The 14,209-nt window shown below is 36.5% G+C and carries 15 protein-coding genes; 6 read left to right on the top strand and 9 right to left on the bottom strand.

Features of this window, described 5'->3' with window-relative positions; translation table 11 throughout:
• Window positions 1–30: 30 nt before the first annotated feature.
• Window positions 31–1,101 carry a branched-chain amino acid aminotransferase gene (locus J2Y40_RS15605; RefSeq protein WP_153391781.1) on the bottom strand — a complete coding sequence of 357 codons (1,071 nt, stop codon included), beginning with the start codon at window positions 1,099–1,101 and terminating at the stop codon, window positions 31–33.
• A gap of 85 nt (window positions 1,102–1,186) precedes the next feature.
• Here J2Y40_RS15605 and mnmD point away from each other — a divergent pair, with 85 nt between their 5' ends.
• Together mnmD and J2Y40_RS15595 are read left to right on the top strand one after the other, a co-directional pair.
• Window positions 1,187–1,861, top strand: coding sequence for a tRNA (5-methylaminomethyl-2-thiouridine)(34)-methyltransferase MnmD (mnmD, locus tag J2Y40_RS15600; RefSeq protein ID WP_153391779.1), 675 nt, complete (start codon window positions 1,187–1,189; stop codon window positions 1,859–1,861).
• A 334-nt stretch (window positions 1,862–2,195) separates the two neighbouring features.
• A complete protein-coding gene (locus tag J2Y40_RS15595; RefSeq protein WP_153391777.1) occupies window positions 2,196–2,612 on the top strand; it encodes an NUDIX domain-containing protein in 417 nt (138 codons plus the stop codon).
• 19 nt (window positions 2,613–2,631) lie between these two features.
• On the opposite strand, the gene J2Y40_RS15590 is transcribed toward J2Y40_RS15595, so the two are convergent.
• Window positions 2,632–3,336 (bottom strand): DUF4294 domain-containing protein, encoded by a 705-nt coding sequence (locus J2Y40_RS15590; protein ID WP_153391775.1) that lies wholly within the window; start codon window positions 3,334–3,336, stop codon window positions 2,632–2,634.
• Between the two features lie 51 nt (window positions 3,337–3,387).
• On the opposite strand from J2Y40_RS15590, the gene J2Y40_RS15585 reads away from it, so the two are divergent.
• Entirely contained in the window at window positions 3,388–4,461 is a 1,074-nt protein-coding gene (locus J2Y40_RS15585) for a M28 family peptidase (RefSeq protein WP_153391773.1), read from the top strand.
• Between the two features lie 335 nt (window positions 4,462–4,796).
• The gene (rpe, locus tag J2Y40_RS15580; RefSeq protein ID WP_153391771.1) at window positions 4,797–5,447 is read left to right on the top strand and encodes a ribulose-phosphate 3-epimerase; all 651 of its coding nucleotides are present in this window, start codon (window positions 4,797–4,799) and stop codon (window positions 5,445–5,447) included.
• A gap of 69 nt (window positions 5,448–5,516) precedes the next feature.
• Here rpe and J2Y40_RS15575 read toward each other — a convergent pair whose 3' ends face one another.
• Window positions 5,517–6,146: a hypothetical protein gene (locus J2Y40_RS15575; RefSeq protein ID WP_309999931.1), complete on the bottom strand. Its 630-nt coding sequence runs from the start codon at window positions 6,144–6,146 to the stop codon at window positions 5,517–5,519.
• Between the two features lie 46 nt (window positions 6,147–6,192).
• Between J2Y40_RS15575 and J2Y40_RS15570 the strand changes: the two genes are divergently transcribed.
• The gene (locus J2Y40_RS15570; RefSeq protein ID WP_153391767.1) at window positions 6,193–6,348 is read left to right on the top strand and encodes a hypothetical protein; all 156 of its coding nucleotides are present in this window, start codon (window positions 6,193–6,195) and stop codon (window positions 6,346–6,348) included.
• Window positions 6,349–6,463: 115 nt separating this feature from the next.
• Here the strand turns inward: J2Y40_RS15570 and J2Y40_RS15565 are convergent, their stop codons facing one another.
• From J2Y40_RS15565 to J2Y40_RS15555, 3 genes are read right to left on the bottom strand one after another with little or no spacing between them, the layout of a single operon-like run.
• The gene (locus J2Y40_RS15565) at window positions 6,464–6,949 is read right to left on the bottom strand and encodes an anthrone oxygenase family protein (RefSeq protein ID WP_309999927.1); all 486 of its coding nucleotides are present in this window, start codon (window positions 6,947–6,949) and stop codon (window positions 6,464–6,466) included.
• A 34-nt stretch (window positions 6,950–6,983) separates the two neighbouring features.
• Window positions 6,984–8,078 carry a DUF692 family multinuclear iron-containing protein gene (locus J2Y40_RS15560; protein WP_153391763.1) on the bottom strand — a complete coding sequence of 365 codons (1,095 nt, stop codon included), beginning with the start codon at window positions 8,076–8,078 and terminating at the stop codon, window positions 6,984–6,986.
• Window positions 8,079–8,081: 3 nt separating this feature from the next.
• Window positions 8,082–8,294: a hypothetical protein gene (locus tag J2Y40_RS15555; protein ID WP_153391761.1), complete on the bottom strand. Its 213-nt coding sequence runs from the start codon at window positions 8,292–8,294 to the stop codon at window positions 8,082–8,084.
• Window positions 8,295–8,482: 188 nt separating this feature from the next.
• Here J2Y40_RS15555 and J2Y40_RS15550 point away from each other — a divergent pair, with 188 nt between their 5' ends.
• Window positions 8,483–10,327: an alpha-L-fucosidase gene (locus tag J2Y40_RS15550; RefSeq protein ID WP_153391759.1), complete on the top strand. Its 1,845-nt coding sequence runs from the start codon at window positions 8,483–8,485 to the stop codon at window positions 10,325–10,327.
• Between the two features lie 206 nt (window positions 10,328–10,533).
• Here J2Y40_RS15550 and J2Y40_RS15545 read toward each other — a convergent pair whose 3' ends face one another.
• From J2Y40_RS15545 to J2Y40_RS15535, 3 genes are all read right to left on the bottom strand, one after another.
• Window positions 10,534–10,950: a nucleoside-diphosphate kinase gene (locus tag J2Y40_RS15545; protein ID WP_048507564.1), complete on the bottom strand. Its 417-nt coding sequence runs from the start codon at window positions 10,948–10,950 to the stop codon at window positions 10,534–10,536.
• 945 nt (window positions 10,951–11,895) lie between these two features.
• The gene (gene rsgA, locus J2Y40_RS15540; protein WP_310000435.1) at window positions 11,896–12,822 is read right to left on the bottom strand and encodes a ribosome small subunit-dependent GTPase A; all 927 of its coding nucleotides are present in this window, start codon (window positions 12,820–12,822) and stop codon (window positions 11,896–11,898) included.
• A gap of 126 nt (window positions 12,823–12,948) precedes the next feature.
• The gene (locus J2Y40_RS15535; protein ID WP_153391754.1) at window positions 12,949–14,031 is read right to left on the bottom strand and encodes a chorismate mutase; all 1,083 of its coding nucleotides are present in this window, start codon (window positions 14,029–14,031) and stop codon (window positions 12,949–12,951) included.
• Window positions 14,032–14,209: the final 178 nt, after the last annotated feature.

Below are 14,209 nucleotides of genomic sequence, written 5' to 3'. Positions count from 1 at the left end.
CCCGGCTTCTGTATGTTTATTCAATTAAAATTAAACAGTTTCAAGAGCGTGGTCTACCATCACTCTCCATCCGAATGGATCTTCAGATAGGTTGTTCTGTAAGTCTACCAGGTCTTTTTTAAGAATAGCAGCATAACTTTCTTCATCAGATAATTTAGGAAGTTCCAGTTTCACACCTTCATATCCTAAAGCCTGAAATACCGTAGTTACTACAGCAGTACCTACTCCCCAAACTTCTTTCAAAGTACCATTTTTCTGAGCTTCGATTACTGTTTTTACAGCTACAGGCTCAATTTTCACTTCAATACCTCTTTTCTTAGCCAATTGAATGAAACTGTCTCTTGTAACCCCGTCAAGAATCTTCTCAGAAGTTGGCGGTGTATAGATTGTATCATTAATTCTTACGAATACATTCATTGTTCCACTCTCTTCGAAATATTCGTGGGTAGCATCATCAGTCCAGATAATCTGCTCATATCCTTCTTCAATAGCCAGCTGTGTTGGATAGAAAGAAGCAGCATAGTTACCTGCAGCTTTAGCAGAACCTACCCCTCCGTTGGCCGCTCTTGAGTAGTGGTCAGAGATTTTTACAGAAACAGGTTCCGCATAATAACTCTTCGCTGGAGTTGCTACGATGGCAAACATATATTTATTAGCTACTCTTGCTTTCAAAGCTTCTTCTGTAGCGAAGATCAAAGGTCTGATATATAGAGACATTCCTTCACCTTGTGGGATCCAGTCTCTGTCGATATCTACTAATGCTTTTAATCCGTCTAAAAACATTTCTTCAGTTACTTCAGGCATAGCAAGACGTTTCGCTGACTTGTTGATACGTTCAAAATTCTTTTCAGGCCTGAAAAGGAAAACCTGCCCGTCTTTGTCTTTGTAGGCTTTCATACCCTCAAAACAAGCTTGTCCATAGTTTACTCCCATCATGGCAGGTGTAAATGGTATCGGACCGTAAGGAACTAATTTTACATCACCCCATTTTCCATTTTCATACTCACATATAATCATATGATCAATAAAAGTACTTCCAAATGAAAAATCGTTAGGATTGAATGTAGAAATTCTGGAGTTTTCAGTTTTTTGAATTATCATTTTATAAAATTTTTACGATGTTCTACAAATTTAATATAATTTTCTAAATATAAAAATTTTAGAGTAAATTTGACCAAAAAATAGCTTGAAAAGAGAGATTAAGACCACAAACGACGGAAGCAAAACATTGTTTATCAATGATTTAAATGAAAACTATCATTCTCATCACGGAGCCCTTCAGGAAGCAGAACACGTGTTTATCAAAAATGGATTAAATTTAATAAATGATTGTGAAATTAATATTTTAGAACTCGGTTTTGGAACAGGTTTGAATGTTTTAGTGACAATTAATGAATATTTAAAAACTGACAAAAATCATGTCATCAACTATTTTTCACTTGAAAAATACCCCATAAATGAATCCGAAGTTAATGATTTAGCTTATTTTGAACTTTTTGATAACCCAGAGTTCAAAAATATTTATCAGAAAATTCATCTGGCAGAGTGGGAAAAGTCAGTAGAAATCATTAGTGGTTTTAACTTAAAAAAGATAGAATGTGATTTCTTCGATCTGAAAAACATAGATCTGCCCAAAATCAACCTTGTTTACTTTGACTGTTTCGGAGCAAGAGTGCAGCCAGACCTTTGGGAAAAACCCCTGTTTGAAATGGTTTCCGACAAAATGGCCGTTAACGGACTATTAACAACCTACTCTTCTAAAGGAAGCGTTAGAAGAATTCTTCAGGAGCTTAATTTTAATGTAGAGAAAAAACAAGGACCTCCCGGGAAGAGAGAGATGATTAATGCTGTGAAACTCTAAATAACCTGAGGAGTTCGGGTTAAGGAGTTAAAATGTAAAAGGTTGGAAGATGGAAGAAGGAGGCTGGAAGTTACTTTTAGTTATACGTATTGAAAGCTACCAGAAAATCAAATTAAATAAAAACAGATCAATATTTGTTCTTAGTGACTTTCAAAACTTCCCTCTTCCATCATCCAGCTTCAAACCTGCATCCATCAGATATTCTTATCCCGAATTGAGGTTAAATAAGATGAAAAGGTAAAAGATCAGAAAATAAATATATGATTGGCTTTGCCCGTTCTCGTCTTTGTCTTTTCCACATATTTCCTTACATTAGCTATACAAAACATTATATATGATTGACAAGATCAATATTAGGGTATATGCCTGTGCTGTAAAAGATAAAAAAGTACTGACTTTATTTGAAGAGTATGCCGGTGAACCTTTAATGAAATTTCCGGGCGGCGGACTGGAGTTTGGCGAAGGAGTGCTTGAATGTCTTCACCGTGAGTTTGATGAAGAATTAAATGTGAAGATAGAAGTTGTTGAGCATTTTTATACGCAGGAAGATTTCCTGGTGTCGCGTTTCAGAGACAACGAACAGCTTCTTACCATGTATTATATAGTGAATATTACCACCGAAGAAGATTTCCTGATCCTGGATCCCTGCATTGAAAGAACGGAATGGATTGATATTGATCAGCCGGATAATCCTTTTCAACTGCCGATAGATAAAATTGTATTCGATAAATTAAAAGAAAAATTCCTGTAAATGTTTACAGGAATTTTTATTATTTTTTGGTTTTAAAATCGCTGGCTCCCGGATAGGGCTGCAAATAGCCGGAATTCCAGTTGGACTGAAGCAGGGATTCTACAAACTCATCCGTTCTGTTTTTATGCGGATTATACTGGTCTTTCAGATCAATATCTGCCATCTTTCCTTTTACATTCCACCAGAAGGCACTCCATCCACCTCTAAGCTCTTTAATGATCTCATATACGTTTTTACCTGTTGCTCTGTTCATCAGCTTGGCAAATACCTGCCCTTCTGTTGTAGTAAGGTCCCGCAATTGTTTTTCATACTGATCGGCAAGCATACTCTGTCTTTCTCTTACAAACTTTCTTTTAGCCTTGCTGTCCATATCATTCATATCAGCCTGTATATCTCTGTACTGCTGCAGAGCAGTTATAAAAAGAGGATATACTCTGTACAGCTTTTTATTAAGGAAATAATAATAATTTTTATCCAATTGGTTATTGAATCTCGGCTTATTGACCAAAACCAATTCATCCAGCTCTACAACAGGTTCACCATTCACTTCAAATATCTTTACCTTCTGCTTTTCGTCATAGTAATATTTATTACCAAACTCATCTACTTTTAAGGATTCAGGTGGGTACTGATTGAGTGGTTTCGCAATGATAGAATCCTTCTGACCAAAAACACTGATCCCAAAAAAGAAGATAAAAAGGCAGATAATCTTGCTAAAATTCATTATTTTTACACTTATAATAACAAAAATTAAACGCAAAAATCATTCCTTTTTATGAAATTTGAAAAGAAATCTTTGAAATTTTTAGAAAAATACTTAAACACCTCATCTCCAACTGGATACGAACATAAAGGCCAGGAAGTCTGGATGGATTACATTAAACCTTATGTAGACAAAATTGAAGTAGATCATTACGGGACCTGCTATGGGATCATTAATCCTGAGGCTGAGTTTAAAGTCGTTATTGAAGCTCATGCGGATGAAATCTCATGGTATGTAAATTATATTACGGATGACGGGCTTATTTATGTGATCCGAAACGGAGGATCTGACCAGACGATCGCACCTTCGAAAGTAGTTCACATTCATGGTGAAAAAGGAATCGTGAAAGGGGTATTCGGATGGCCTGCAATCCACACCAGAACCAACCAGAACGAACCAGCTCCAAAAATTGAAAATATTTTCATCGACTGCGGTGCTGTTACGAAGAAAGAAGTCGAAGACATGGGAATCTATGTAGGTTGCATGATCACTTATCCGGATGAATTCTTTGAAATGAACGACCGTTATTTTGTGTGCAGAGCGCTCGATAACAGAATCGGAGGCTTTATGATTGCTGAAGTGGCACGACTTTTAAAGGAAAACAAAAAAACGATTCCTTTCGGACTGTATATTACCAATTCCGTACAGGAAGAAGTTGGCCTGTATGGTGCTGATATGATTGCTGATACCATTAAACCTAATATTGCTATCGTAACCGATGTTACCCACGATACCACAACACCTATGATTGAGAAGAAGAAAGAAGGCGATCAAAAATGTGGTGACGGACCTGTAGTTTTCTTTGCACCGAGCATTCATCACACGATCAGAGAGTTGATTATTGATACCGCAAAAAGCAAAAAGATTCCTTATCAGAGAGCAGCAGCGAGCAGAAGTACCGGAACTGATACTGATGCATTCGCCCATTCCAACGGCGGAGTACCAAGTGCATTAATTTCCTTACCTTTGCGCTATATGCATACAACGGTAGAAATGGTATCTAAAGAAGATGTGGGCAATGTGATCAAACTGATCTACGAAACGCTTCTTAAGATCAATCCGGAGATGAAGCTGAAGTATCATTAAAATGAAAAGTATCTTTTATCAAATAATCTGAAAACCAACTTTAATACCCTTTTAAGTACTCTTTTTTTATTTATGTGGTATTTTTAATAGTATATAAGTGGTTTGATCCTCCAAAAACAGGTTCAGGATACAAAATGCTTCAGGAAATGTTATTAATTTTCAGCATCATGCCTTTAGGATTATTTATGATTGATCGATTATTGGTTATTAAAATTAATAATATCAAGTTAACAATTATGGAAACAATGGTATTGGGAAGCTTTTTCCTGTATTATTTTTTAGTTGTTAATCCATTTTAAAAACTGGAAATCTAAGTAAAAGTATAAAAAGTAAAAATGAAAACGAAGCTTATTGCTCCTTCCCTTTTATCCGCAGACTTCGGGAATCTGCAAAGAGACATTGAAATGCTGAACAGATCTCAAGCCGACTGGTTCCACGTTGACGTTATGGACGGCAGATTTGTTCCTAATATTTCATTCGGTTTTCCTGTTATGAAGACCATTCAGCAGCACGCTAAAAAATTTGTTGATGTTCATCTGATGATTGTAGAACCGGAAAAGTATGTGGATGAATTTATTGACCATGGTGCTGATCTTGTTTCTGTACATTATGAAGCATGTACCCATCTTCACAGAACGATTCATCATATTCAGAGCAGAGGGGCAAAAGCAGGAGTTGTTCTGAATCCTTCCACTCCAGTGCTGATGCTTGAAGACATTATTGCAGATGTGGATCTTGTTCTTTTAATGAGTGTAAACCCAGGATTTGGAGGCCAGAAATTCATTGAAAATACATACAAGAAAATTGCGGAAACAAAAGATCTTATTTTAAGCAATAACTCCACAGCTCTTATTGAGATTGATGGCGGCGTGAATCTGGATAATGCTTCCAAGCTTTTCGAAGCGGGAGCCGATGTTCTGGTAGCCGGAAATGCTGTATTTTCTACAGAAAGCCCGGAAAGAACCATTGAACTTTTAAAGATCTAAAAAAAATCTGAATAAAAAACAGAAAAGGCAGTTCATTGAGCTGCCTTTTCCTTTGAAAAAATATGGTTATTAGTCTACCTGTTGAAAATTAAAGCTTAAATCACCTCCGTTATAATCCAGTGAAGTAGTCGTTGGGAATGCCTGTGCCGTACCACTCGTCCATTTATACTCCCAAAATTTGATATTTCCGGCAGTGATGGGATACGCAGCATTGCTATTATCCGGCTTTGATCTCTTATACCAGTCATTGGAATTCATTGTGATCACGTATTTTTTATCTTTTTCCAACGCCAATTCTGAAATACTTTTCGTAATCAAAGTATTAGAAGCTGTCACATTAATTGTTTCTGTTCTTAGTACTGTTTTAGTGGTATAATCCCAGAATGTTACTCTTAGATTCGGATTAACATCAGGAAGTTTAATAGTTATTGCACTGATTTTCCCTTTTACATTGGCCGAGAAGGCAAGCCCAAATTCATAATCGCCAGAGTTTATAAAATTCGTTGTTGTTGTAAAACCTGTCATTTCATGATATTTATCCAAAGGGTTTTCTACTGCATAGGTTATTGGCTGGGGAATAGGCTCATCGTCATCTTTGCTGCAGCTTGTTATGGAGAATGCTGCTGTAAGAGCTAATAGGGCGTAAAACTTTTTTAGAGACAACCATCTCGTACCGAAAAAAATTTCTAAATGTTTCATTGGTTTTAATTTTAATTATGATTAGGACAAAGGTCACTATAAACCAATGATTGCTTTACAGGAAAAACACCGTTTATGGCAGGTTATTACACTCTATTTAAAGCAGAATAAAAACAGAAGACCGAAAAAAGACAGCCCATCCGGACTGCCTTTCTTCTCTGTGGAATATGAAATTCGTTGGTTATCAGTATTTACGCTTTAAACTTTTAATACTTAAATCTATTACTGTTGTTGATGTAAATTTCAACATAAAAACACATACCACGCATCCGTAGAAATACGTAATTAATCAGTTGCGTATTTCTACTGAATTCATTTTAAATCTCTTTATTCCAGATACAGGCACAGACTGCCAGAACGATACTTATGACAGAGAAAACTGTTCTGATATTGTTCAAAAAGTTCCATCTGTTTTCAAAAGTTTCGCGCATCTGTTTCACTGCTTCGGCAGATGATCCGGCAATATCAAACTTACCCAGTAGATCATTCAGGGGAACGTTTCCGGCAACAGTTACTCCGAATACACCAATCAGGTAGGCCACAGACGCCAGCATAAGAAAGATAAAAGCAGGCTGCTGTCCGCGAAAAAGAAAAGCAGTCACCGGAAGCAGTATTGCTGCTCCGATAAAACTCACAAAAAATACCGGATTAAGAATTTCCCGGTTAATACTCTGCATGGCTCTCAGATATTCTGAATCCGAGAGTTTTCCCAATCCCAGAACTACAGAACAGGAATACGCATAGAAAAGCCCTGCAATTAAAGCCGTAAGTACAGTTGCAGTTATTAAAAATACGGTTGTCATTTTCATTTATTTTTGATTAACGGTGTACAAAGAATTAGTATGGGTTCCACTTTTTGATGATACTTCGGGCAGTTTCTATCATTTCGGGATCCCATTTCTGCACGTTGAAATAACTAAAGTCTTCATTTTTAAAAAACGCAATATCCCCGTTTTCGTGGAGTAATCTTGTCAGTTTTGTCTGTTCATGATACAGTAACTGATCCTCCAATGGTTCCGGAGAAATATATTCTTTTCTATTCCACACAGTCTTCTTTCTGGCTGGAAACAAGCAACCTTCAATTATTTTTTTAGTTTTAACAAAGTCATTGAAAAAAGATTCCTTTTCTATATTTGTACTTATAGTATGTCCCAGCCTTTCAATAATGACATATTCAAGATTTGGACACCTGGAAAGCACTTCAGGTAATACAGCCAATACCTCTTCAGGAATTGCATCATCATGAGTATCCCTTCTGATTGGCTTTTTTCCGTATACACTTTCCTGCCAGCTTCCTCCGGAAAGATGAATTTCCTTTACTTTTTCAAGCGGATACATGGTAACGATATCCAGAATATCAATCTCAAAATTACAGGACTGACAGTAAATGTTATGAAGATCCAAAATCAGGAAGCCATCTACTTCTTCAATCAGTTTTTCAAGGAATATTCCTTGCTCCCTGACATCATCTGCTGAAAACGAAAAAGCAAGATTTTCCACACCCACAGGAATTTCTACGACAGCCTGTAAACGTGCCAGCCTGTCTTTTCCAATCTGTAGTATTTTGGGATGTAACGGAACCGGCAGGGGAACGCCTTGATGATAGTTTTCGGTATTCATAAAACCGAAATGTTCCGTAATATGATTGTATTTTCTTCTTTGGATTTCCTGCTTTAGTTTTTCAAGCCAGACCTCCTGCCGTTCTGTCCATCGGGCATCAAAAAGCGAATAATATACCCCATGTCCCAACAGACGGTTATTTTCGGCATAAAAATCCAAAAGACCGCTGAGCCATTCCGGCTCATGCATTTGTTCAACCGTATCAAAGGACCATTCCAGCACAGCCACCGACTGATCCTGCAACAGTGGAAGTATTGCGGAAACAAAATCTGCTTCCGGCATCATCGACAGTCCCAAGAGAGGTTTTTTCATAAATTATCCCATTCCGCAGGCCGGGCAGTATCCTCCTCTTTTAAGAAGAGTATCTTTCTTTACAATTACTTTAGGTTCGGCAGCTTTTACCGGTTTTGGTGCTTCTGCTTTTTTAATTTTCTTAACTGGCTTGTTTATTTTTTTCACTGGTTTTGTTGTCTGTGCAGATACCCCCACAGCTAATAAACCCGCCATTACTATCATTGGAATTTTCATATTCTTTTTTTTAAAGAAACTTACAAGAAGTATTCCATTTATCATCTCGTTAAAAATACGATATTTTATTATTCAGTATTTCAGCTTTTCATATTTAAATTCAATACTTCTATTAATGAATATAACATTTACTTTCTTTATCCGAAAAAATTAGCTTTTCTTTATTTATTTTAGCATAAAAAAGAGAAATGAAAAAGAGGATAACAGGAGTTGTTTTTTTAGGATTGATGCTATCAGCATGCCATTTCAATGCTCAGTCTGAATCAGATGGTCTAAAAAAAATGGAATGGTTCAGAAATGCCAAACTTGGTATTTTTATCCATTGGGGTATTTATTCAGTTGATGGTATCTCCGAGTCCTGGTCTTTTTTTAATAATTATATCAATCATGAAAATTATATGAAACAGCTTAACGGCTTTTCAGCCTCGGGTTACAAGCCGGAGGAATGGGTTCGCATGATCCAGGAATCAGGAGCAAAATATGCCGTTATTACCTCCAAACATCATGATGGTATTTCTTTATGGAATTCTAAAGCTGAGAAGGCTATCACGATTCCTCATCAGTCTGCAGCCAAAAAAGACGTCTTAACTCCTTTTGTTGCCGCGTTAAAAAAATCAGGACTCAAAACCGGGATCTATTTTTCTCTTCCAGACTGGAGCCATCCATATTATGACGTCAATACCCGTACAAAAAAGCGTTATGATATCAAAAACGACCCTAAAAGATGGGATAAGTTTGTTTCTTATTACCAAACTCAGCTGAATGAACTGTCACAACAGTACAAGCCTGATTTATTATGGTTTGACGGCGATTGGGAGCACTCTTCCGGAGAATGGAAAGCTCCGCAGACCTTAGCCCTTTTAAAGAAGTATAATTCTGATATTATTATTAATTCAAGGCTCAACAATCATGGTGATTATGAAACTCCGGAACAGGGAATTCCCGTTGCAGCTCCCCAAAGCTCTTATTGGGAGCTTTGCTATACGATGAATGATTCATGGGGATACCAGCCGTTCGACAGTCATTATAAAACACCTAATATGATTGTCCGAACCTTAGCAGACGTGATCAGCATGGGAGGTAATCTCCTTCTGGATATCGGGCCGAAATCTGATGGAACCATTCCTGAAGAACAAACCGAAATTTTAAAAAATCTCGGAAGATGGACTACAAAAAATAAAGACGCTATATACGGCACCAGGCAAGGCATTCCTTTTGAGCATTATAAAGGAAAATCTGCATTTTCTGAAGATGAAAAATCTATATTTCTTTATCTGGAAGAGGCTAAAGATTTTGTAAAAATGTATGGCCTGGCCAGTAAACCATCGGTTATAAAAGTCGTAGGGGATAAAAATTCTCAGGTAAATTTCCACTTTACTAACGATACAACGATGATGATTGATCTGTCTAAGGTAAAATTTGATCAGGACGTGACAACGGTTCAGCTTATTTTTAGTGAAAAGCCTACTCTTCTTAATCATTTTGAAAAGGACACTTTCTCTGTTAAGGATATTCTGGAAAACAAAGATGCCAAAACTGCGGTGTATGATCTTGCCAATCTTATTCATAATGGCAGCAATATTATGGATCATTCAGGGCTGACCAATGACGGACTCGAAATGACTCTTCCCAAAACTCCCAAAACCAATCCTGAAACTCTGAAATGGATCAGTAAACATGCAGAAGCGCTTTTTGAAACCGGAAAAGGGCTTCCTGGCGGACATTACTCAGGGATGAGTGCTCTTTCAAAAGACAGACAGACCATTTATCTGTTTGTAGAAGGAACGCCTACCGGTCCTGTTGCCTTAAAAGGAATCAAAAATAATATTGCCAGAATCAGGATAGCCGGTGAAGGCAGTATTCTGGATCATAAAATATACAATAAGCTGTACTGGAGTGAAACACCAGGGATCATTTATATTGATATTCCGAAAGAAAGGTTTGACAAAAGTATGACTGTTCTTGCCATCCTGCTTGATAAACCCGTTGACCTGCATAGGGAGAAGGTGGAAGCTATTGAAAACAACCTGTAAAGTATAAAAACAGAATTAGCATAAGCTTGATTTTTTTTATTATACTTTTTCTTGAAATTGAAGTAGTCAAAAAAAATATACAAAATTCAAGACTGGAATTATCCGCTAAAAATTGAGATTGATTCCTAAATATCTCAAGCGCAGACATTATGGCATAAAAAAAACCGGAGAAGTTTCTCCGGTTTCTATTTTATAAAAGAATTTTCTTAGAAAATTTCTCTTCCTGAAAAATGGAACTGAGCTTCGATCAACGCATTTTCGTTAGAATCTGAACCATGAACTGCATTTTCTCCGATGCTTCTTGCAAACATTTTTCTGATTGTTCCTTCTGCAGCTTCTGCAGGATTAGTAGATCCGATTAATGTTCTGAAATCTTCAACAGCGTTATCTTTTTCAAGAACAGCTGCAACGATTGGACCAGAGCTCATGAATTCTACAAGCTCACCATAAAATGGTCTTTCAGCATGTACTTCATAGAATTTTTTAGCGTCAGCTACAGTAAGCTGAGTTAATTTTAAAGCTTTAATTTTGAAACCTCCTTCTGCAATCTTCCCTAATATAGCACCGATATGTCCGTCTGCTACTGCATCAGGCTTAATCATAGTGAATGTAATGTTAGACATAAATGTATATTTTTTTAATGGCGCAAAATTACAAAAAATATCTTTGATTTTTATTTTAATTTTTTTTTAACATAAAAATAACTTTTATTAAGAAATGGAGTTATCAACTTTGGCACAGTAATTGTTAATTCTATTATGATTCTCATGTTTAATTTGAGTTTTCATGGTTATTAGTTTTTACCCAGCTTCGGCTGGGTTTTTTATTTGTAAAAATTCAAGTAATTTTTTACGAATATGATAAAATTTTAAACCGTAAAAAATCATATTATTAGCGTATTCCTTCTATTTCAAAGAATGAAATAAATATTTTTTTTAAAAAAAATTCAAAAAAATATTTTCATTAAAAACCGACATTCCGAAAATTGATCTTACCTGTCATAATTTATGACATGAAAAAGTAGAGTTATTTTAATAGCTCAGATATTTTTGTAGATTTAAAAACAAAGATTTTTCAGCAGATTTTTATTTTTATTCTCGTAGATCCAGCAGATTTTTTGCCTGTTTTACATATTTGTTACTAGACTTTATCAGAACCCGGGATGATTTTTATTGTTTAGGCGGACTAAAGTCTACCTCTATTGAATAAATTAGGCAAATTACATTAACCGGTTTTTAGAAGAGATTTTTGTTGGTGTTTTTAAGATCTCACAGATTCTTGTATTTTTTTCTCCCGATGATTTCGCGGATTAGACAGATTCATTTTCAGCATCAATAAAAATCGCAGATTTTTTCAGGCTTATGTGAACTTTTATACACAAAGCTTTTAAACTTAAAAATAGCTTTTGTATTAATCTTTTGTGTCTGTTGTGGTTAAATATTCCCCACAGATAACTCAGATTACACAGATTTTTAATTGCACCTTACTTATATATACTGCATGAAAAATACTTTTGCGGCTTTGCGTTTGCTAACGATAACAAAAAACATTTATCCAGATGATCGGTATTATTTTTGGGAAGCCTCCTCAGCCTCATCCATCAATTTTATATAAGTAGAATAGCGGGAATGTTGGATTTCTCCGGTTTCGAGAGAAGCTAAAACAGCACATTTAGGTTCATTAATGTGCAGGCAGTTATGAAACTTACACTCTTCCCTTTTTTTGAAAATTTCCGGGAAGTAATGCTGAACTTCTTCTTTTTCAATGTCAATCATCGCAAATTCACGTACACCGGGGGTATCGATAACGTTTCCTCCAAAATGCCAGAAGTGCATCTGGGCAAAAGTTGTGGTGTGTTTTCCTTTAAGGTGAGAGTCTGAAATTTCAGATGTCTTTAAATTCAACCCGGGCTGAAGTGCATTCACCAATGTAGATTTTCCACAGCCGGAATGCCCGAAAAATACGGAGGTTTTATCTTTAAGAAGATCCTGAAGTAATTCAAGGTTCAATTTGGAATAGGAAGAAATTTCTAAAGTCTCATAGCCAATTTCCTGATACAAAAATTCAATGTCCTTCACTAATTCAATTTCATCTTCATTTAAAACGTCAATTTTATTGAACAGAATTAATGGGGTAATGTTATATGCTTCGCAGCATGCCAGAAAACGATCGAGGAATCCTAATGAGGTTTCCGGATGTTTTAATGTAAAAATAAAACAGGCTAAATCTATATTGGATGCAATGATGTGAGCCTCTTTTGAAAGGTTTACGGATTTCCTGATCAGATAATTTCTTCTCGGTTCTATTTTAGTAATCCATGCAATATCATCTTTCTCCAGCTGAAATTCTACAAAATCTCCTACAGCAAGCGGGTTGGTGAGTCTTGTTTTGATCAGTTTGAATTTTCCCCTGATCCTGGCTTCGAAAATTTTTTCTGTTTCAAGCTCCAGAACCTGGTACCAGCTGCCTGTTGATTTAATGATTTTTCCTTTCATAGATAATACTGGATGCAAATATAAGAAATTAGGGCTTAAGGCACAGATCCGGGGATATGAAAACATTTCTTTTTCACCACTTTCCTGACTCTTAAGCCCTAAAGACTATACTGTGTGATCTGTCAATTATGCTCTGTCGATCATGATATTATTCTGTACTTCAATAGATTCCTCATGAATGGCTTTAAATACCTTCTCAATAAATTCCTGAGACATCCCTGTTTCTTTAGCTTTCTGAGTAGCGTATTCCGTGATCACCTTCCATCTTTCCGGCTGGAAGATCGCGATATCATTTTCTTTTTTAAGCTTACCTATTTTCTCGGAAATCTTCATTCTTTGGGAAAGAAGCTCAATCAGTTGAAAATCAAGATCAGAAATTAAAGTTCTGTGTCTTCCCATTTCATTATCAAAACCGGCAAGTCCTGAATTTCTTACTTTCAGGTTTCCGATAAGTTCCGCCAGTACTTCAGGAGTAATCTGCTGTGACGCATCACTCCAGGCTTCATCCGGGTTGCAGTGGGTCTCAATAATAGCCCCCTGGTATCCTACGTTAAGTGCTTCCTGTGTAATATCGGCAAGTCCTGTTCTGTTTCCGCAGATATGGGACGGATCGATCAGCATCGGAATGTTGGGAAACTGACTTTTGAAATCTAATGCAATCTGCCAGTTCGGGTTGTTTCTGTATTTTGTTTTCTGGTACGTTGAAAACCCTCTGTGAATTACGCCTAGGTTTTTAATATCCTGTCCGAGAAGTCTTTCTAACGCACCAATCCATAGGGCCAGATCCGGGTTTACCGGGTTTTTAACGAATACAGGTTTGTCTGTTCCTCTTAAAGCCATTGCAATTTCCTGAACCGTAAATGGATTTACAGTTGAACGTGCCCCAATCCAAAGAACGTCTACATCTGCTTCCAAAGCTGCAAATACGTGGTGGGCATTGGCCACCTCTGTAGCCGTTTTGAAACCGTATTCCTCTTTCACTTTTTTCAGCCAGTTAAGACCAATAACTCCTACTCCCTCGAAACCGTTTGGTTTGGTACGCGGCTTCCAGATTCCTGCACGGAATATAGGTACCTGGGCATTGGTTTCTCTTATTCTTTTAGCCGTTTCAAGCATCTGGGCTTCACTTTCCGCACTGCATGGCCCAGCAATCATCAATGGCTGTGAGAGCCCGTTGATCCACTCGTTTTTTACATCTTTTAAATTCATATTTTTAAATTTATTGTTTTATATTTTTTTTAAACTTACATCAATAGTCCTTTCATTATAAAATTTACTTTATAATTCTTTTCAAAAAATGCCGTTCAAAATTTTTAAAGGAATCAGGAAAACAAAAGGACTTTAATTTACCTGTATTTTTTGGAAAGAAATTCAGTTAGCAATACCA

This window comes from Chryseobacterium sp. 2987, assembly GCF_031456375.1.
GTDB classification, from domain to species: Bacteria; Bacteroidota; Bacteroidia; order Flavobacteriales; family Weeksellaceae; genus Chryseobacterium; species Chryseobacterium vaccae.
This window is presented reverse-complemented; position numbering and strand designations above follow the sequence as displayed.